This window comes from Bradyrhizobium centrosematis, from assembly GCF_045571495.1.
Lineage (GTDB): Bacteria > Pseudomonadota > Alphaproteobacteria > Rhizobiales > Xanthobacteraceae > Bradyrhizobium > Bradyrhizobium centrosematis.
Window position 1 is genome coordinate 5420400 of sequence record NZ_CP120703.1, and the last position, 18916, is coordinate 5439315.

Below are 18916 nucleotides of genomic sequence, written 5' to 3' on the forward strand. Positions count from 1 at the left end.
AGGAATGGTCCGTCACTCCAGCGCCGTCGCCTTGAGTGCGGCGATGACGTCCTCGCGGGCGATGATCCCGACCAGCTTCTGCGTGCCGTCGAGCACGATGATGCTCCTGATGCGGTGTTCGACCATGATCTGGAGCACGCGCGTCAGCCGCGTCTCGGGGCTGACATAGATGAACTCGGGCGTCATGACGTCGCCGACCTTGCGGCTCATCAGGTCGTGATAGCGCGGCAGCATCTGGGTCGGCGTGAAGGCGAAGCACTTCAGGATGTCGAATTTGGTGACGATGCCGACGACTTGCCCGTCGTCCTCGACCGGATAGGAGTTGAAATCGTCGGTCTCGAACATCTCGCTGAGCTCGAGCAGGTCGCGGTCACGCTGCACCACCTTGACGTTGCGCGTCATGTAGCCGTCGACGGTCTGTTCAAGAAATTTGTACACGGCGCGTCCTCCTCGATTCGATCCTGGCCGGCCGTCAATGCGACAGCAGCACGCTGCGGGCCGTCTGCGTCACGAGATATTGGGTGACGCCCCCCAGGATCAGTTCGCGAAATCTCGAATGGCCATAGGCGCCCGCGACGATCAGGCCGGCATCGACCTCGCCGGCGACCTTCTCAAGCTGCGCGGCGGCGGTTTCGTTGCGAGCGCCCTCGCAGATGCGGGCCGTCGCGGTGATGCCGTGGCGGGCGAGCCAGGCGGCCACGTCGGTGACGCCGGCCATCACGGCTGAGCGGTCGTCGTCGCGCTCCGGAACCGTGGCGATGGTGACCTCCCTTGCCTTGCGCAGCATCGGCAGCGCATCGGCCACAGCCCGCCGCGCCTCCGGCGTATCCTTCCACGCCACCAGCACGCTGCGCAGGTCGAGCCAGTTGACGCGGTCGGGAACGACGAGAAGCGGGCGACCGGCCTGCATCACCAGATCCTTGGGGCTTGCCAGCGCGAACGCGTCGGAGAACGCCGGGCTCTGCCCGCCGCTGACGACGATGTCGGCGCAACGCGCCTGCGCCAGGGCGAATCGCACCGGGAAATCCATGGCGCTGCGCCACTCCGCATGGCCGCCACGATTCTTTGTGGCGGCCCGGAATTGCGCCTCGAGGCCGGCCAGCCGGCGCTTGACCGAAGCTTCGCCGTCGTCGATCAGCGCTTGCGCCTCGGCGCCGTCGGTGAAATAGAGTGGCGGCGCGAACTGCGCCGCGGCGACCCCGACGATATTAGCCTCGAATCGTTCAGCGAGCTCGCCAGCGACCTGGAGACGCGCCTCGTTGGGCTGATCGAGCGCCAGGCTGACCATCACGGTCGCGTATGTCATCGAAGTTCTCCAGTGCAGAAACTTTGGCGAAACTTACGCCTGCCTCCACACATGGGGATGAGATAGATCAAGGAGGCAACGGGCGCCCGGCTTGCCGTCGATCCGCAAGCGACGGAACTTGCCTCCGGCCCGGCCTTGAGCGACATTGGGGGAAGCGGTAACGGCGTCCGGAGCCGCCGCATCAGCAATAGGAGCACCATTTGTCGCCGACCCCCGTAACGTACTCGCAGGACGATGGTCGGGGCGAACGTTTTCGCGTTCGGATCGAAGGATTTGGCGTCGGCACCTGGGATCTCGATCTCACCACGCGGGAATTGGACTGGTCCGATACCGCCAAGGCCCTGCTCGGCATCGAGCGGGATCAGCCGGCGAGCTACGAGCTGTTCCTGTCGCGGCTTCAGCCCGCGGACAGAGAGCGGGTCGAGAGCGCAATCAAGCGCGTTTCCGAGCGTGGCGGCGGCTTCGACGTGTCTTTCAAGGTCGCGAATGCCTCCGGCAGCTGGCAGTGGATTCGCGCCCGGGCCGGCCTCATTCGCGACGAACATGGCGTCGCCCGTCATCTCAGCGGCATCTTTCTCGACGTCGACGAGGAAAAGCAGGTCGAGGAGGCGCTGCGCACGCGCGAGAGCCACCTCCGCTCCATTCTCCAAACCATTCCCGACGCCATGATCGTCATCGATGGCCACGGCATCATGCAGCTGTTCAGCACGGCCGCGGAGCGCCTGTTCGGCTGGTCCGAGCACGAGGCGATCGGCCAGAACGTCAGCATCCTGATGCCGGAGCCCGATCGCACCCGGCACGACAGCTACATCGCCCGTTACCGCACCACGAACGATCCGCACATCATCGGCATCGGCCGCATCGTGACCGGCAAGCGCCGCGACGGCACGACCTTTCCGATGCACCTGTCGATCGGCGAGATGGAATCCGGCGGCGAGCCCTATTTCACGGGATTCGTGCGCGACCTTACGGAGCACCAGCAGACCCAGGCGCGGCTGCAGGAATTGCAATCCGAGCTCGTCCACGTCTCGCGGCTGACAGCGATGGGTGAAATGGCCTCCGCGCTCGCTCACGAGCTCAATCAGCCGCTGGCCGCGATCAGCAATTACATGAAGGGGTCGCGGCGCCTCCTCGCCGGCAGCAGCGATCCCAACACGCCGAAGGTCGAGAACGCGCTGGATCGCGCGGCGGAGCAGGCCCTGCGCGCCGGCCAGATCATCCGGCGCTTGCGCGACTTCGTCTCCCGCGGCGAATCGGAGAAGCGGGTCGAGAGCCTGTCCAAGCTGATCGAGGAGGCCGGCGCGCTGGGGCTCGCCGGCGCGCGCGAGCAGAACGTGCAGCTCCGCTTCAGCCTCGATCCCGACGCCGATCTCGTTCTCGCCGACCGGGTGCAGATCCAGCAGGTGCTGGTCAATCTGTTCCGCAACGCGCTGGAGGCGATGGCGCAGTCGCCGCGCCGCGAGCTCGTGGTCGCCAACACCCGCGTCGCCGACGACATGATCGAGGTGGAGGTCTCCGATACCGGCTCGGGTTTCCGGGACGACGTGATTCCAAACCTGTTCCAGACCTTCTTCACCACCAAGGACACCGGCATGGGCGTGGGGCTCTCCATCAGCCGCTCAATCATCGAGGCTCATGGCGGCCGCATGTGGGCCGAGAGCAACGCAGCTGGCGGAGCGACATTCCGCTTCACCCTGCCGGCAACCGACGAGAGCTGACTTCATGACGACCAAGGGACATGTCTACGTTATCGACGACGACGCAGCGATGCGCGATTCGCTGAATTTCCTGCTGGATTCGGCCGGCTTCGGCGTCACGCTGTTCGACGACGCCCTCGCCTTTCTCGAGGCATTGCCCCGCCTGGAATTCGGCTGCGTCGTTTCCGACGTGCGCATGCCCGGCCTCGACGGCATCGAGCTCTTGAAGCGGATGAAGGCACTGCAAAGCACCTTCCCGATCCTGATCATGACCGGTCATGGCGACGTGCCGCTCGCGGTCGAGGCGATGAAGCTCGGAGCGGTCGATTTCCTCGAAAAGCCGTTCGACGACGACCGTCTTACCGCCATGATCGAGTCGGCGATCCGCCAGGCCGAGCCCGCTGCCAAGAATGAAGCCGTGGCACATGATATCGCCGCCCGCGTCGCGTCCCTCAGTCCCAGGGAGCGCCAGGTCATGGAAGGGCTGATCGCAGGTCTCTCCAACAAGCTGATCGCCCGAGAATACGACATCAGCCCGCGCACCATCGAGGTCTACCGGGCCAATGTCATGACCAAGATGCAGGCGAGCAGCCTCTCGGAGCTGGTCCGACTGGCCATGCGGGCTGGCATGCTCAAGGATTGAGGCAGGTCAAGGCACCTTGCCGGCGCCGTGCTAACCAGGCAGCATGATCGAGGTCAGCTCACATCGTGCGCGGCCGTCGTCCCCCGCACAACTTACCGTCTTTGTGGTCGACGATGATGCCGCCGTCCTGGGATCCCTGCGGTTCCTGCTGGAGGCCGACGGCTTTGCCGTGCGAACCTTCAGGAGCGGCACGGCGCTGCTCAATGTCGGCGGCGCGCCCGGGCCGGACTGCTATGTCATCGACTACAAGATGCCTGATATCAACGGGATCGAGTTGGCTGGCCGCTTGCGCAAATCCGACCGCGACGCGCCCGTGATCCTGATCACCGGCTATCCCGACGAGAACATCTCGGCCCGGGCTGCGACGGCGGGCATCAAAGACGTGGTTCTGAAGCCACTTCTCGACGAAAATCTGGTCAAGTGCATCCGCCACGCCATCCAGGACCGCCCCCAGGCCTGACCTACGGGATTCTACGTAAGGCGACCCCCTTAAGATATCGCTCGAAATTTTCGAAGCCCCGGATACCGCGTACCAATGCGCCATCACAACGGAGATGGCGCAGATGCTGACCCAGACGCTCAACACCCAGGCGATCAACACCCAGATTATCGGCAAGATTGCCCCTGCCCACCCCGTTACCGACCAGTTCGGCGCCATCACGGGCCATGTCGGCCTCGTCGCCACGGAGTTCTCCTACCGCAAGGACGAGGAGATCTATGGCGAGGACGAGCCGGCCGAATATGTCTACCAGGTCGTCTCCGGCGCGGTGAGCAGCTACAAGCTCCTGTCCGACGGCCGTCGCCAGATCGGCGCCTTTCATCTTCCCGGCGACGTGTTCGGCCTCGAATCCGGTCCGGTTCACCGCCTTGCCGCCGAAGCCATCATCGACACCACGGTGCGCCTCGTGAAGCGCGCGAGCCTCGAGAAGGCTGCAGGCACCGACGTCCAGGTCGCCCGCAAGCTCTGGGCGATGACCGCCTCCGAGCTGCGCCATGCCGAGGACCACATGCTGCTGCTCGGCCGCAAAACCGCGATGGAGCGCGTTGCGACCTTCCTGCTTGAGATGGACCGCCGCCTCACCGTTGCCGGCATGATGGCGCTGCCGATGTGCCGTCGCGACATCGGCGATTATCTCGGCCTCACGCTCGAAACCGTATCGCGCGCACTGTCGCAGCTTCATGCGCAGGGCATTCTCGGCTTCTCCGGCGCCCGCCAGATCGTGCTGCGCAATCGCCAGCGCCTGCAGCATCTCGACGCCTGATCAGTTTCTCCCCCGTGACTTGGCCGGCCGAACTCGTTTCAGCCGGCTTTTTCTTTGCCGCGATCATGCCGTGCGCCGCGTTTCCGGCATCACGAAGAGAATCAGCAGCAGCCCGGTTGCGGCAACGCCGGACAGCCCGATGAAGGCGGTGGCATTACCGAACTTGTCGCTGGCATAGCCTCCGAGCACCGTGCTCAGCGACGCGCCGATGCCGGTCGCGGTGCCGACGATGCCCTGCGCCAGGTTGAAATGGCCGCTGCCGAAGGCGACGTCGGCCACGATCAGCGGAATCATCACCGCGAACACCGCCGCGGTGATGCCGTCGAACACTTGCACGAGCACCAGCAGATACGGATCGCGCACGGTCGCAAACAGCAGGCCGCGGATCGCCAGCGCGCCGAATCCGATCAGCAGCAGCGGCCGCCGCCCCCACGCTTGCGCCTTGCGTCCGACCGTCGGCGACAGCAGCGCCACGATCGCTTGCGGAACGACGATGCAGAACGCGACCAGCACTGTCGCCCATTGGGCGGACCGCGCCGTCACCGCACTTGCCATCAGCGGCATCATCGAGGCGTTGGCGAGCTGCAACAGCAGCACGCTGAGGGCGAATACGATCAGCGGGCGCTGCCGGATCAGATGCCAGATGTTGGTGTCGGCGCGGTCGGCCGCTTCGGGCGGCATCTCGCCGTGACAACGCCTGATATCGACCTCGTGCTCGCGGATCCGCGAGAGTGCGATCAGGGTCGGGATTGCGAGCAGGAAGGTCACCAGGAACACCGAGCGGCTCGACAGCAGATAGCCCGCGGTGCCCATCACCGCCGCCGCGACGCCGTTACCGAGCGAGGCGAAACGCGCGTTGCGGCCGAGCCGCTCGCCGATCGCCAGCGGGCCGACGAGGCCGAGGCTGATCGCCGCGATCGCGGGGCCCAGCACGCAGCTCGCCATCGCATGCAGGGTGGCGGCCGTGATCACCACCGGGAAGATCGGCATCGCGGCATAGGCGAGCGCGCAAGCGCCGATGGTCGCGATCGCGAGCGCGGCGACCAGCCGCTCCGATTTCGCGGCATCGATGATCGCCCCGCCCGGCATCTGCCCGATCAAGGCGACGATACCGCCGATCGACAACACGAGGCCGATCTCGACCTGGGTCCATTTCTGGGTGGTCAGATAGACCGCGATGAACGGACCGAATCCGGTCTGCACGTCGGCAAGGAAGAAGATGAACCAGTCGAGGCCGCGCAGGCTCTGCCGCGACGGAGCCGGGATGCTGGCGGCCGAAGGCGCGGCGACGTTGTCCTGTTCAACGCGGCCATCGCGATCTGCATGCTTCGGCTTCCTCGACAACAGCACAGGCGGTCAGCCCTCCCCGCACCTCACTGGATCGCTTGCAGCGGTTGAAGGCTGCCGGACGCACCGAGCACGACGATCGGCGTGTCCTCCTTGTATTCCGGCGCGGCGGCGACCTGCGCCTTGGTCAATTCCAGCGTGATGCTGTCCTTCTTGTTGGCGATCTTGCCGAAGCGCAGCGCATTCCAGTCCACCACGATCTTGCGGCTGCCGACGCCGAGAAATCCGCCGAAATCGATGGCCGCGGCGCGCACATGGCCGGTGCGATCGACGATGACGTCGACGATCCGGCCCATGTCCTCGCCGGCCGCGCTGCGCACGTCGCGGCCGAGCACGCCGTGGGCCTCGCTCGCGCCGATGATGGTCACCGACGGCGGCGGCGCGGCGTCCTTCGGCGTGACCGGCACGGTCGAGGCCGGTGGCTGGGATGCCGGCGCATTCGCTTCACTCGGGGCCGTGGGCGGCTCGTCCGCGGCGTGCGAGGTGGCGACCGCCAGGTTCGCGACGACGGCTAGGCCAAGGATCAATGCTCCGGTCGCACGCATGACGCCTCCTTGCGCGCTGCTAGCGCGCCAGCACGATCGAGACCTGAATCTGGCCGCGCGTGCGCAACACCTCCAGCGCCACGTCGTCGCCATGGCGGCTGACGCGAAGATCGACGCTGGACTCGCCGAGGCGCAGGTCGCGCAGGATCACCTCGTTGAGGAACGCCGGCAGATGCGGGTTGCGCAGACGAATCTCGCCGCGCGCCACGTCGAACTCGATGCCGAGTGCCGCTTCCAGCAGCGTGAACGGCGTCGCGCTGGCCCAGGCCTGCGGCGCGCAGGCGACCGGATAAAGCGTCGGGCCGCGCCGCTTCTCGCGCCGGAAGCCGCAGAACAGTTCGGGCAACCGGCGCAGGTCCATGTAGGTCGCGGCGTCGAACAGTCCCTTGAAGACATGCGCCACCGAATGCTTGAGGCCGTAGCGCGCGAGCCCGAGCGCGATCAGCGCATTGTCGTGCGGCCAGATCGACCCGTCATGGTAGGACATGGGGTTGTAGCGCACCTCGCCTTGCGCGACGGTGCGGATTCCCCAGCCCGAGAAGAAGTGCGGCCGCATCAGATCGGCCGCGACGAGGCGAGCGCGGTCCTCGCGGATCATGCCGCTGAACAGGACCTGACCGGCGTTCGAGGTCCGCACCTTACACGGCCGCTTCTTGCCGTCGAGAGCTAGCGCATAGGTGCCGAGCTCCTCGCACCAGAATGCCTGCTCGAAGCGCTCGGCCAGTATCCTGGCGTCGGCCTCGAGCTTGCGCACACGCTCCGGCTTGCCGAGCCGCAGCGCGCAGCGAGCGGCGAGCTGCTTGGCGGCGTAGACGTAGCCCTGGACTTCGGCCAGCGCGATGTTGCCTTCCGCGAGCTGGCCGTCGGCATGGAAGATCGCGTCGTAGGAGTCCTTCCAGCCCTGGTTGGCCAGCCCCTTATCGGTCGCGCGCTGGTATTCGACGAAGCCGTCCTGGTCGGGATCGCCGGGGCCGTCGATCCAGGCCAGCCCCGCCTCGATCGCCGGCCATAGCTCGATCAGAGTCTTCTCGTCGCCGGTCCTCTCGAAATAGCTCCCGGCGAGCAGCACGAACAGCGCGGTCGAATCGACGCTGCCGTAATATTGCGCGAACGGCACCTCGCGCAGCGCCGCCATCTCGCCGCCGCGCATCTCATGCAGGATCTTGCCGGGCGCGGCGTCCGCGAGCGGATCGACCGCCTTGGCCTGGAAATGCGCGAGCCGCCTCAGCACGCCCTTGGCGACGCGCGGATCGACCCACAGCATCTGGAGCGCGGTGATCAGGCCGTCGCGGCCGAAAGTCGTCGAGTACCAGGGGATGCCGGCATAGGGGTAACGTCCCTGCGGCGTCTCCGTCATCAACATGTTGAGGTCGGCCATGGCCTGGCACAGCACCTCGTTGAAGATGTTGTTGGAGGTCTCGATGCTGGCGGCGCCCATCGTGGAACAGCGCATCTCGCGGCGATGGGCGAGCAACCCCCTGAAGAAGCGCACGGGCTTCTCCGTGGCCGGCCGGTTGCAGGATACGGCCACGAACAGGGACTTCGATTCGTGAGGCTCCAGCTCGAGCTGCCAGGTCGCGGCATTGACCGACAGCCGCGTCGGGCGCGGGTCGAAATGCAGGCTCGTGGTGCGCTCGGTGTCATCGAGACCGCGATATTCGAACAGCACGTCGGTCGGCCCGAGCAACTTGCTGGTGCCGGTCCCGCGGCGCGGGCGCCGCTCGCCGCGAACCTCGAACAGGTCGGCAAAGTCGTTGTCGAACAGCAGTGTCAGGTCGAAGCTGGTGCGCCGGTCGCCGTGATTTTGCACGCCGATGCGCTGATACGCGGTGCCACGCCACAGGAAAATGGTGCGCACGATGTGCAGCAGGTCCTTTTGCAGAACGAGGCTGCCCTGCCGGTAGATGTCGGGATTGGTGAGGTCAACCGTTAGCGCCGAATTGTCGTCGCGCAAATTGGAGCCGAGCAGCAGCGGCTGGAGATCGTCGAGCACGAGCTCCAGCCGCGCCAGATAGCGCGTGTCGTGGTGAAACAGCCCGTCCGGCCCGCCGGCCGAGGCACCGATGTCGCCATGGCTGTCGAGCACGATGAACATGTCGTCGTGCTTGAGGGACCGCCGCGGCCGGGCCGACGGCCCGGTCATGGGGATGTAGAAAGGCTGTTCCGCGACCTGTTCGGAGGTCCGCGTCACGGAGGCGAATTGGGTTACGGCTTCGGCCGACATGAGCTGCTCCCCTGCGCTGTATGGAACGCAACCGACTCGAGAACGCGACTGTTGATTTACGCGGCGGCTTGCGCGAGCCGGCTCATTTCCTGCGTCACCAGCTCACGATACGGCCCGTGGCCCTGCATCAGACGCTCCGGCGAGCCGTCCTCGATGATCTTGCCATTCCTCAGCACCACCACGCGGTCGAAATTGCGCAACGTCGCCAGCCGGTGCGCGATCGCGATCACGGTGCGGCCCCGCATCAGGCGGGAGAGCGCCTCGCGGATCGCCTCCTCGGACTCGCTGTCGAGCGCGGCGGTGGCCTCGTCCAGCAGCAGGATTGGCGCGTCCTTGAGGAAGGCGCGCGCGATCGCGATGCGCTGGCGCTGGCCGCCGGACATCTTGACGCCGCGGTCACCGACCATGGTGTCGAGCCCTTCCGGCAGGCTCTCGACAAAGTCGCAGCGCGCCGCGATCGCGGCTCGCAACACCTCGTCGTCGGTCGCGTTCGGCCGGCCGTAGCGGATGTTCTCGCGGATCGAGCGGTGAAACAACGAAATGTCCTGCGGCACGACCGAGATCGCCTCGCGCAGGCTCTGCTGCGTCACCATGGAGATGTCCTGACCGTCGATGGTGATGCTGCCTTCGTCGATATCGTAGAAGCGCTGCAGCAGGGTGAACAATGTCGACTTGCCGCCGCCGGACTGGCCGACCAGGCCGACGCGCTGGCCGGGCTGAAGCCGCAGGCTGAACCGCTCGAAGATCTTGTCGCCGCCGGGATAGCCGAAGGTGACGTTGTTGAATGCGATGGCCGCGCCGCTCTTCACCAGCGGCTCCGCCTCGGGGTGATCGCGCAATTCGTGCGGCACCAGCAGCGTGGCGATCGCCTCGGTCAGCCGCGCGACGTGCTGGGTGACGTCGACCAGCGCCACCGCGAGATCGCGCGTCGCGCTCAAGATCGAGATGCCGAGCGTACAGACCAGCACGACGTCGCCGGTGGTCGCTTCGCCCTTCTGCCAGAGCGTGATGGCCCAGGCCATCAGCGCGATCGTCAAGAGCACGGTGACGGCGGCATGCAACAGCCGCAACTTTTCCAGATAGCGCAGGCTGCGGCTTCGCGCCGTCAGCTCCCGGTTCACCGTCGCGTCGAACCGCTCATGCTCGTGGCCGATGCCGCAAAAGGCACGGACCAGCGGCATGTTGCTGATGACGTCGATCATCTCGCCGTCGACCGCGGCAGCCTTGTCGGCGAAATCGTCGTGAAGCGGCTTGCCGGCGGCGGCAAGGTGGAACATCGCGATCACCATACCGCCCGCGATCACGGTCAGGCCGAGCGCCATGTAGGGGCTCACGGTTCCGATCAGCGCGATGGCCGCAACCGTGGCGATGCAAGGCGGCAACACGTTCCAGACGAACATGTTCTCGACCGTGAACACCGCGTTTGAGGTCGCCGTGATGCGGCTCGTCAGCATTCCCGGCATCCGGTCCGAGAAATAGCTTGGCGCATGCCCGGTGAGATGCCGAAATATGTCACGCCGTAAATCGCCCGTCACCCGGACAAAGGTGAAGCTCGCTGTCCAGCTCGCGATGCGCCACAGGAAGTTGTCGGCGGCGATCAGCGACATGAGCAAAATGAATGCCAGCCATACGCCACCGCCATGCGAAGGTCCCGCGGACAGGGCGTCGACGAGAGACTTAACCCCGTACTGGGTGCCTACGGAGCAGGCAACGGCCCCTACGACCGCAGCCAGGATCACCAGATGCGACGCCATTCGCATCCGAAGATAGCGCAAGACAAAGGCAAATGGTCTGCGCGCGTATCCAGAAAGATGATCCATTTGGCTATTGCCCCGTCCTGAGAATTTTAAGTTTGTCGTCTTAGCGCTGTGAACATCGACGCTTCGCCCGGGTTCCCGCGCCCCGTGATCACGACATGCGGATGCGGACGATCTGCGAAGATGTAGTGGCAACATCGCGACGCTGCCCCGACGTGTCGAAGATGTAACGTTTGGGAGAAGGAACTTCGCAGGTGCGGGAACGTTCCCTCGTCTGGCATTGCCGGTGCCTTCAGGCGGGGGTTTCAACATTCATGATCGCAGAGGAGATGGTGAGATGCGCATCGCGCAGGTAGCTCCGTTGACGGAGGCTGTTCCACCCAAGCTGTATGGCGGCACCGAGCGGGTGGTGCATTGGTTGACGGAAGAGCTGGTGGCCCTGGGACACGATGTGACGCTGTTCGCCAGCGGCGACTCGCAGACGTCGGCGAAGCTGGATGCATTATGGCCGCGGGCGCTTCGGCTTGATGGCTCCGTGCGCGACCCCAACGCGCTGCACATGGTCCTCCTCGAGCGCGTCCGGCAGAAATGTGACGATGAGGAGTTCGACTTCCTCCACTTCCATCTCGACTACTATCCCTGGTCGTTGTTCCACCGGCAGCCGACGCCCTTCCTGACCACGCTGCATGGCCGGCTCGACCTGCCGGAGCATCAGCCTGTCTTCAACACCTTCTCCAAAATGCCGGTCATCTCGATCTCCAATGCGCAGCGGCGGCCGGTGCCGCAGGCGAACTGGGTGGCGACGATTCACCATGGTCTTCCGGAGAACCTGCTGACGCCGAAGCCGGCGAAACAGGAATACCTCGCCGTGCTCGGCCGCATCGCGCCGGAGAAAGGCGTCGACCGCGCCATCAAGATCGCGACCGATTGCGGCATCCCGCTGAAGATCGCGGCCAAGGTCGATCGTGCCGATCAGGATTACTATGACGAACTGATCCGGCCGATGATCGAGAACAATCCGCTGGTGGAGTTCATCGGCGAGATCAGCGATCACGAGAAGTCGGATTTCCTGAGCGGCGCGCTCGGGCTGCTGCTGCCGATCGACTGGCCGGAGCCGTTCGGCCTCGTGATGATCGAAGCCATGGCGTGCGGAACGCCGGTCGTCGCCTTCAACCGCGGCTCGGTACCGGAGATCATCGACGAGGGGCTGACCGGCTTCGTGGTCGAGGACGTGATCAGTGCGGCGGGCGTGGTGAAACGTCTGCCGCAACTCGACCGCACCGCGATCCGCAGCCAGTTCGAGAAGCGCTTCACGGCGCGGCGCATGGCGCTGGACTATCTCGCCGCCTATCGCTCGCTGACCGAGGCGCAGGCGCCGCGGATCAAGCTGGTGAGCAGCGCGGAGTAGGTAAACCAAACGGCGTCGTCCCGGACAAGCGCGCCCAAAAGCGCGCGCCGATCCGGGATGATCCGCAGCATTGGTTTTGCGAAGACTCGGAGTTGCCAGCCGGCGCTATAACTTCTCCCTGGGGTTATGGTCCCCGCCTTCGCGGGGACGACACCCAATATGGCGCGACAGCGTCCTATCTCACCGTCGCCCGCTTCGGCTCGACGATCTCGAACATGCGCGGGAATTCGTCCATCAGACCCATCAGCTCGGCGAGCTTCATCGGATTGCCCGACAGCTTGATCTTGCCGGCGGCAACCGCCTCCGGGAAGCTCGTCAGCTTGGCGATCACCTCGTCGAGCGTGGAGCGCTCCAGCGTGAAGCCGGCATCGGCATCCTCGGCCAGCACGCCCTCAGTGTAAGTGAGCGCGCAATTCTCCAGATTGAGCACGAAGGTCTCGCCGGTGTCGGAGAAGAGCCAGTTCAAGACGATGTGCTTGCCTTCCGCCTTGGGGCCGTTGAGGCGGATGCCCAGCACGTCCCAGAGCTGGGAGGTGCGCAGCGCGGCCAGCGTCTCGCGCGGCATCGGGGGACGGGCCGGCACCTTCGGCATGCCCTGGCGCAATTCCTGCGCGCCGAACAGGTAGGCGTTGCGCCAGGTCGCGCTTTCGGCGGCATAGCCGAGCTGCTCCAGCGTGTCGGCGAGCAGGCTGCGCGCCGCCGCATGGTCGGGTTCGGCAAAGACGAGATGGCCGAGCGCCTGCGCGACGAAACGAAACTCGCCCTTGTCGAAATCTGCGCGCGCCCGCGCCAGGATCGCGTCCGCGCCGCCCATGTACTCGACGTATTTCCTGCCCGACTCCACCGGCGGCAGCGGATCGAGATTGACCGGGTTGGCGTCGTACCAGCCGAGATATTTCTGGTAGATCGCCTTCACATTGTGCCGGATGTGGCCGTAATAGCCGCGACCGTGCCAGGCGCCTTCCAGGCTCTTCGGCAATTGGATCGTCTCGGCGATCTCGGCTGCGGTGAGGCCATGGTTCATCAGGCGGATGGTCTGGTCATGCGCGAATTTGTAGAGATCGCGCTGCTGCCGGATCATCGTGCCGATGCGCTCGCGCCCCCACACCGGCCAGTGATGCTGGCCGCACATCGCTTCCGCCTTGCCGTCCCAGAGCCGCAAGGCCTCGCCGAGATATTTCGACCACGCCAGCGCGTCGCGCACGTCGGCGCCGCGGAACGGCAGCAGATTGTGGAAATTATGCGTGCAGTTCTCGGCGAGGTTCAACAGCTTGTAGCGCGGGATGAAGAAGTGCATCTCCGCCGGCGCTTCGCTGTTCGGCGCCATCTGGAATTCGAATTCGACGCCGTCGATGACGCGCGTATCGCCGGTCGCCATGATCAGGTCGGTGGGGCGCAGCAGCGCAACCGAGCCTGCGGCCATCGACTTGCCGAGCCCGCAATCGACCTGCCCCCGCGCGCCCTTGGCGAGCAGCGGCCCGAATTGGTATTGCGCCCGGCGCAGCATGGCCGGCCCCGCGATGATGTTCTCGGAGACGGCATGCTCCATGAACAGGTTCGGCGCGATGATGGGCACCCGCCCGATGGCGAGCGCATCCTCCTCCAGCACGCCGCGCGCACCGCCCCAATGGTCGGTGTGGGTGTGCGTGAAGATCACCGCCGCAACCGGCTTCAGCCCCCGATGCCTGAAATAGAGATCGAGCGCGGCACGCGCGCCTTCGATCGAGGTCAGGGTGTCGACGACGATGACGCCGTTGTCACCCTCGATCAGCGTCATGTTGGCGATGTCGAGCCCGCGCACCTGATAGACGCCGGGCACAACCTCGAACAGGCCGTGCTGCATGTTGAGCCGCGACTGCCGCCACAGGCTCGGATTGACCGTGGGCGGCGCCTCTTCGCTGGACAGGAAGCCGTAAGGCTTCAGGCTCCAGACCGTCCGACCTTGCGAGTTCGCGATCGTCGCGTCCTCGATCGTGCCGAGGAAGCCGCGGGCGGCATCATCGAAATCCCGCGTATCGGAAAACGGCAGCGCATTCAGCATCGCCGCTTGCTGCGCGATGACGGACGGCGTGGCATCCTTCGGCTCGTTGGAAATCCCTGTCATCGGCCCGCTCCTTCCCGCACTGGCTGGAACAATCTAACCGCATCTCACCGCCGATGGCCATCGATGGGGCGAAGCGGCCGCCGGGCTCACCCTCCCCTGGAGGGCAGGGCAATCGCATATGGATTCGCGAGGACCGCGGGCTTGCTACGCCTCTCCCGCTTGCGGGAGAGGCCGACGCGCTCGCAGAGCGCGGCGGGTGAGGGCTTTCGCCACCCGGGGGCATCTTCCGCAATTTCTAGCAATCCCAATGCGGAGACAGCCCCCACCCCAGCCCTCCCCCGCAAGCGGGAGAGGGAGCCGACTGCCACTGCCGCCGCATCGTGCACACCATATGCGATTGCCCTCCCCTGGAGGGGGAGGGTGAGACTCGCGCAGCCTTTCGCGCCCACTACATCCCCAGCAGCCTCGGCAGCCACAACGACAGGCCGGGCCAATAGGTCACCACCACGAGGAAGCCCAGCATGGTCAGCAGCCATGGCCAGACCGCGACGGTGAGCTCGGTGATCCCCATCTTGGCGATGCCCGAGGCAACGTAGAGATTGAGCCCGACCGGCGGATGGCACAGGCCGACCTCCATATTGACCGTCATCAGGATGCCGAAATGGATCGGGTCGATGCCGAGCTTGACCGCGACCGGGAACAGGATCGGCGCCATGATCAGGATGATCGAGGACGGCTCCATCACGTTGCCCGCCAGCAGCAGCAGCAAATTGACGAGGAGCAGGAAGCCGATCCACCCCAAGCCCTGGTCGATCATCCATTGCGCGAGCGCCTGCGGCACGTTCTCGTAGGTCATCAGGAACGAGAACAGCACGGCGTTGGTGATGATGTAGAGCAGCATCGCCGAGAGGTTCGCCGACGACAGCAGCACCCGCGGCACGTCGCGCAGCTTCAGATCCTTGTAGATGAACACTGCGACGATGAAGGCGTAGACCGCGCTGACAGCGGCGGCTTCGGTCGGCGTGAACAGGCCGCTGTAGATGCCGCCGATCACGATCACGATCAGCAGGATGCCCCAGATCGACTTGCGGAAGGCGTCGAGACGCTGGAGGAAGGTGGCCTTCGGCATCCGCGGATAGTCGTTGCGCCAGGCGCGATAGAACGTCGTGGCACCAAGCAGCGAGGCCAGCACGAATCCCGGCACGATGCCGGCGATGAACAGCTTGCCGACCGAGCTGTTGGTGGACACGGCGTAGAGCACCATCGGAATCGACGGCGGAATGAGAATTCCGAGCGAGCCCGACGTCGTGATGACGCCTGCTCCGAACCGCTTCGGGAAGCCCTGCGCCACCATCGCCGGCAGGATCACCGAGCCGATCGCCACCACGGTCGCCGGCGAGGAGCCGGAGATCGCCGCGAACAGCGCGCAGGCGACCACGCCCGACAGCGCGAGGCCGCCGTACCAATGGCCGACCAGCGAGGTCGCGAAGGTGATCATCCGGCGCGCCACCCCGCCATGGGTCAGGAAGTTGCCGGCGAGTATGAAGAACGGGATCGCCATGATCTCGAAATTCTCGATGCCGGTGAACAGCTTCAGCGCCACCGATTCCGTTCGCACGTCGGTCAGCGTGAACATGAAGCTGAGCACGGTGAGACCCAGCGCGATCGAGATCGGCATGCCCGTGAGCATCAGGGAGAGCAGCAGCGCGAACACGATGATGACGCGCAGGCCCTGCGGCAGCGTGATGACATGGCCCGCATGGGCGAAGCACAGCGCGACGATCAGCACCGGCAGCAGCATCAGGATCCAGCCGAGCGGGCTGCGCTCGTCCCGGACCACTTGGGTGGGCGTGACCGGTGCCGGATGCACCGGGTCCACATCGACGCCCTCGACGCCGGCCATGTCGTGATGCGGCAGCTCGCCGGTGCGGTAGAACGACCAGGCGACCTGCAGGAAGCGGAAGCACATCAGGCCGGAGCCGAGCGGGATGGTGAGATAGACCATCCACATCGGCGCTTCCAGATCGTTGGACTGCTGGCCGGTCTGCCACATCTGGCCGACGAACGCGGCGCCGAAATAGGCGACGATCGCCGTGAAAAGCGCACCGCACAACAGCCCGAAGGTGATGACGCGCCGGCGCGATCCGCCGGGAAGGATATTGACCAGCACATCGACGCCGACATGGATGCCGGTCCGCACACCGTAGGCGGCGCCGAACTTCGCCATCCAGATGAACATGTAGATGCAGAGCTCCTGGGCCCAGGACAGGTCGAGCGCGGCAAGCCAGGTGAACGTCGCACGCGCCGGAACGGCCAGGAAAGCAAGCTTGCGCGCTTCCGCCCATTTGGCGATGTCGATCGACAGTCCGGCGCCGTAACGGTGCAGTACGGCGACGAAGATGAGCGACGTCGCAGCCGCGATCATCGTCGCGATCAGCCACTCCTCGAGGTGATCGAGAAAACGGTTCAACACACGCAGCAACTTGGTCCCCCCAGCATCGTCTCATCAATCAAGAGCGAAACGGCCGGGAGCGCGATCACTCCCGACCGTTGCTATTGTTCTTGTTAGGGCGCGGCCGTCAGTTCATCTTGACGTCGAGTTCCTTGGCAACGAGATCGAGCACCTCCTGCCCGACTCTGCCCTTTGCCCATTTATAAGTCGGCTGCATCGCCTCCTGCCAGGCCTTGCGGTCGGCATCGGTGAGGTAGTGCAGATTGGTCTTGCCCGTCTTCTTGATCTCGGCCAGCGCGTCCTCGTTCTCCTGGCGCGCGATCGAATTGGTGTAGTCGGTCGCCTCAGCCATCGCCTTGTCGAGCTGGGCGCGGATATCGGGCGGCAGCCCCGACCAGAACTTCGAATTGACGATGACGGCATATTGCAGATGGGCGTGATAGGACACGGTGATGTCCTTCTGCACCTCGTAGAACTTCTGCGTCAGATAATTGGACGCGGTGTTCTCGCAGCCGTCGACCACCCCGGTCTGCAGCGCCTGGTAGACTTCGGAGAACGCCATGATCTGCGGGATCGCGCCCATGATGCGCAGATATTGGTCGGCCACTTTCGATCCGGAGATGCGGAACTTGAGCCCCTGGAAATCGGTCGGCTTCAGCAAGGGCCGGTTGGCGGAGAGCATGTGGAAGCCATTGTCCCAATAAGCGAGCCCGGTGATGCCCTTGGCTTCGAGCTTCTGGAACAGCCACTTGCCGACGGTGCCTTTCATCGCGCTGGAATAGGTCGCATCGTCCTTGAACAGCCAGGGCAAGTCGAGCGCTTCGAATTCCTTGATGCCGAGCGGGGCGAACTTCGCTGTGGATGGCGCGAGCATCTGCACCGAGCCGAGCTGCAGCGCCTCGATCTCCTCCTTGTCCTTGTAGAGCGTGGAGTTCGGGTAGACTTCGATCTTGACCTTGCCGTCGGTGTATTTCTCGGCGAGCTCCTTGAATTTCAGCGCGCCCTTCCCCTTCGGCGTGTCGTTGGCGACGACGTGGCTGAACTTGATGACGATCGGATTTTGGGCGTGTGCAATGGCAGGAGCCAGAGCGAGCGCGGCTGCCGCGACCGCAAAGAGCAGTTTGCGCATGAAGACCTCCCCAACAACCTGGAAAACCGGGTTCTTTTTGTTTTGCAGGTCAGTAGTGGCAGCTATCCGCAAGCCGAACAACTAGACCTAAGCCCAATTTGCAGCAGCCAAGCTAGCTTGCCGCGTGCCGTATGCGCAACCCGGCACCCGCGCGCCCAGCGGAACGAGCGCTTATGTCGCATTGCGGCAATGCATCAGCCCTTGCGCTGCGCGACCATGAACAGACGGCGAAACGGGAACAGGGTCTGTCCCGCCGCATTCTTCGGATAGGCCTTCGCAACGCGCATGCCATAGGCGGCCTCGAACGCGATCTTCTCCTCGCCCGCGAGCACGTCGAGATAGCGCGTCAGCCAGGTCCCCTTGGTCCATTCCTTGACCGGGTTCTCGCCTTCCAGCACCTGCAGATATTCGGTCTCCCAGATGTCGATGTTGGCCGACATCGGCGCAAGAAGATCGTGATAGAAGGCCGGCCCCTCGACCGGCGGCGGCGTGACGAGATGCTCGACCTTCGATCGCCACGGACCATCGAGCGCGGTCTCGCCGATCAGCACATGCGACGGCGCGGTAAAGTTGCGCGGCATCTGCACCGCAAGCATGCCGCCGGGCGTCACCTTCTCCATGACGGACGGAAACAGTGCCGCATGATTGGGCAGCCAGTGCAGTGCGGCATTGGAATAGATCAAGTCGTATTGCTTGGCTGGGCGCCAATGGCCGAGGTCTTCATGTGACCATTCCACGTCCGGCGCGGCCTTGCGCCCGGCCGCGACCATCTCGGCTGAGCCCTCGACGCCGGTCACGCTGGCCTCCGGCCAGCGCTCCTTGATCAGCTTGGTCACGTTGCCGGCGCCGGCCCCGAGATCGGCGATCGTGCGCGGAGCAAAATCCGGAATCCTCATCAAGAGATCGACGGCGGGCCGCAGCCGGTGGCCGGAGAACTTCAGATATTGCTGCGGATCCCAGACCATCGCTCGACGCCTTTTCTTTTTGGTGTTTCCTTCGCCAAGGCTCTTGTCCTTCGGCAAGCCTCTTGGTTACCACTGCTCGTCCCCATCGGGCAAATCACCCCGGCCGGGACAGGGCAGGAAACCAACAGCAACAAGCA

The 18916-nt window shown here is 64.9% G+C and carries 15 protein-coding genes and 1 pseudogene; 5 read left to right on the plus strand and 11 right to left on the minus strand.

What is annotated here, in order from left to right; all coding sequences use genetic code 11:
• Nucleotides 1-12 precede the first annotated feature (12 nt).
• Both P6U31_RS25885 and P6U31_RS25890 read right to left on the minus strand, forming a co-directional pair.
• A complete protein-coding gene (locus P6U31_RS25885) occupies nucleotides 13-438 on the minus strand; it encodes an HPP family protein (RefSeq protein WP_407184587.1) in 426 nt (141 codons plus the stop codon).
• A 34-nt stretch (nucleotides 439-472) separates the two neighbouring features.
• Entirely contained in the window at nucleotides 473-1306 is an 834-nt protein-coding gene (locus P6U31_RS25890) for a universal stress protein (protein ID WP_407184588.1), read from the minus strand.
• 200 nt (nucleotides 1307-1506) lie between these two features.
• Between P6U31_RS25890 and fixL the strand changes: the two genes are divergently transcribed.
• The 4 genes from fixL to P6U31_RS25910 all read left to right on the plus strand — a co-directional run bounded on the left by fixL (nucleotide 1507) and on the right by P6U31_RS25910 (nucleotide 4908).
• Nucleotides 1507-3024, plus strand: a complete 1518-nt coding sequence (fixL, locus tag P6U31_RS25895; RefSeq protein ID WP_407184589.1) for a sensor protein FixL — start codon at nucleotides 1507-1509, stop codon at nucleotides 3022-3024.
• A gap of 4 nt (nucleotides 3025-3028) precedes the next feature.
• The gene (gene fixJ / locus P6U31_RS25900) at nucleotides 3029-3646 is read left to right on the plus strand and encodes a response regulator FixJ (protein WP_407184590.1); all 618 of its coding nucleotides are present in this window, start codon (nucleotides 3029-3031) and stop codon (nucleotides 3644-3646) included.
• A 43-nt stretch (nucleotides 3647-3689) separates the two neighbouring features.
• Nucleotides 3690-4106 (plus strand): response regulator transcription factor, encoded by a 417-nt coding sequence (locus P6U31_RS25905; RefSeq protein ID WP_407184591.1) that lies wholly within the window; start codon nucleotides 3690-3692, stop codon nucleotides 4104-4106.
• Between the two features lie 103 nt (nucleotides 4107-4209).
• Nucleotides 4210-4908, plus strand: coding sequence for a helix-turn-helix domain-containing protein (locus tag P6U31_RS25910; protein ID WP_407184592.1), 699 nt, complete (start codon nucleotides 4210-4212; stop codon nucleotides 4906-4908).
• Nucleotides 4909-4971: 63 nt separating this feature from the next.
• Here P6U31_RS25910 and P6U31_RS25915 read toward each other — a convergent pair whose 3' ends face one another.
• Genes P6U31_RS25915 through P6U31_RS25930 form a run of 4 tightly spaced genes read right to left on the minus strand, consistent with a single transcriptional unit; the run spans nucleotide 4972 to nucleotide 10844 of the window.
• Nucleotides 4972-6258 carry an MFS transporter gene (locus P6U31_RS25915; protein ID WP_407184593.1) on the minus strand — a complete coding sequence of 429 codons (1287 nt, stop codon included), beginning with the start codon at nucleotides 6256-6258 and terminating at the stop codon, nucleotides 4972-4974.
• A gap of 23 nt (nucleotides 6259-6281) precedes the next feature.
• Nucleotides 6282-6800 carry a PRC-barrel domain-containing protein gene (locus tag P6U31_RS25920; protein ID WP_407184594.1) on the minus strand — a complete coding sequence of 173 codons (519 nt, stop codon included), beginning with the start codon at nucleotides 6798-6800 and terminating at the stop codon, nucleotides 6282-6284.
• 19 nt (nucleotides 6801-6819) lie between these two features.
• Nucleotides 6820-9024: a glycogen debranching N-terminal domain-containing protein gene (locus P6U31_RS25925; protein WP_407184595.1), complete on the minus strand. Its 2205-nt coding sequence runs from the start codon at nucleotides 9022-9024 to the stop codon at nucleotides 6820-6822.
• Between the two features lie 56 nt (nucleotides 9025-9080).
• Nucleotides 9081-10844 (minus strand): ABC transporter ATP-binding protein, encoded by a 1764-nt coding sequence (locus P6U31_RS25930; protein ID WP_407184596.1) that lies wholly within the window; start codon nucleotides 10842-10844, stop codon nucleotides 9081-9083.
• 274 nt (nucleotides 10845-11118) lie between these two features.
• Here P6U31_RS25930 and P6U31_RS25935 point away from each other — a divergent pair, with 274 nt between their 5' ends.
• A complete protein-coding gene (locus P6U31_RS25935; RefSeq protein WP_407184597.1) occupies nucleotides 11119-12189 on the plus strand; it encodes a glycosyltransferase family 4 protein in 1071 nt (356 codons plus the stop codon).
• A 175-nt stretch (nucleotides 12190-12364) separates the two neighbouring features.
• On the opposite strand, the gene P6U31_RS25940 is transcribed toward P6U31_RS25935, so the two are convergent.
• From P6U31_RS25940 to P6U31_RS25960, 5 genes and pseudogenes are all read right to left on the minus strand, one after another.
• Nucleotides 12365-14293 (minus strand): alkyl/aryl-sulfatase, encoded by a 1929-nt coding sequence (locus tag P6U31_RS25940; protein ID WP_407184598.1) that lies wholly within the window; start codon nucleotides 14291-14293, stop codon nucleotides 12365-12367.
• Nucleotides 14294-14681: 388 nt separating this feature from the next.
• Nucleotides 14682-15923, minus strand: coding sequence for a TRAP transporter large permease (locus P6U31_RS25945; protein WP_407189945.1), 1242 nt, complete (start codon nucleotides 15921-15923; stop codon nucleotides 14682-14684).
• 306 nt (nucleotides 15924-16229) lie between these two features.
• A pseudogene (locus P6U31_RS25950) lies at nucleotides 16230-16658 on the minus strand (TRAP transporter small permease); the annotation flags it as partial.
• Between the two features lie 154 nt (nucleotides 16659-16812).
• Nucleotides 16813-17814 carry a DctP family TRAP transporter solute-binding subunit gene (locus P6U31_RS25955; RefSeq protein ID WP_407184599.1) on the minus strand — a complete coding sequence of 334 codons (1002 nt, stop codon included), beginning with the start codon at nucleotides 17812-17814 and terminating at the stop codon, nucleotides 16813-16815.
• 194 nt (nucleotides 17815-18008) lie between these two features.
• A complete protein-coding gene (locus P6U31_RS25960; RefSeq protein ID WP_407184600.1) occupies nucleotides 18009-18779 on the minus strand; it encodes a methyltransferase domain-containing protein in 771 nt (256 codons plus the stop codon).
• Between the last annotated feature and the right edge of the window lie 137 nt (nucleotides 18780-18916).

Bases quoted from the DNA above. Each gene is read 5' to 3' on its own strand.
- P6U31_RS25925 (WP_407184595.1), bottom strand. From the start codon at position 9,024: ATGTCGGCCGAAGCCGTAACCCAATTCGCCTCCGTGACGCGGACCTCC.
- P6U31_RS25920 (WP_407184594.1), bottom strand. From the start codon at position 6,800: ATGCGTGCGACCGGAGCATTGATCCTTGGCCTAGCCGTCGTCGCGAAC.
- P6U31_RS25930 (WP_407184596.1), bottom strand. From the start codon at position 10,844: ATGGATCATCTTTCTGGATACGCGCGCAGACCATTTGCCTTTGTCTTG.
- P6U31_RS25905 (WP_407184591.1), top strand. From the start codon at position 3,690: ATGATCGAGGTCAGCTCACATCGTGCGCGGCCGTCGTCCCCCGCACAA.
- P6U31_RS25910 (WP_407184592.1), top strand. From the start codon at position 4,210: ATGCTGACCCAGACGCTCAACACCCAGGCGATCAACACCCAGATTATC.
- P6U31_RS25940 (WP_407184598.1), bottom strand. From the start codon at position 14,293: ATGACAGGGATTTCCAACGAGCCGAAGGATGCCACGCCGTCCGTCATC.
- fixJ (WP_407184590.1), top strand. From the start codon at position 3,029: ATGACGACCAAGGGACATGTCTACGTTATCGACGACGACGCAGCGATG.
- P6U31_RS25935 (WP_407184597.1), top strand. From the start codon at position 11,119: ATGCGCATCGCGCAGGTAGCTCCGTTGACGGAGGCTGTTCCACCCAAG.
- P6U31_RS25955 (WP_407184599.1), bottom strand. From the start codon at position 17,814: ATGCGCAAACTGCTCTTTGCGGTCGCGGCAGCCGCGCTCGCTCTGGCT.
- P6U31_RS25890 (WP_407184588.1), bottom strand. From the start codon at position 1,306: ATGACATACGCGACCGTGATGGTCAGCCTGGCGCTCGATCAGCCCAAC.
- P6U31_RS25960 (WP_407184600.1), bottom strand. From the start codon at position 18,779: ATGGTCTGGGATCCGCAGCAATATCTGAAGTTCTCCGGCCACCGGCTG.
- P6U31_RS25945 (WP_407189945.1), bottom strand. From the start codon at position 15,923: ATGCTCACGGGCATGCCGATCTCGATCGCGCTGGGTCTCACCGTGCTC.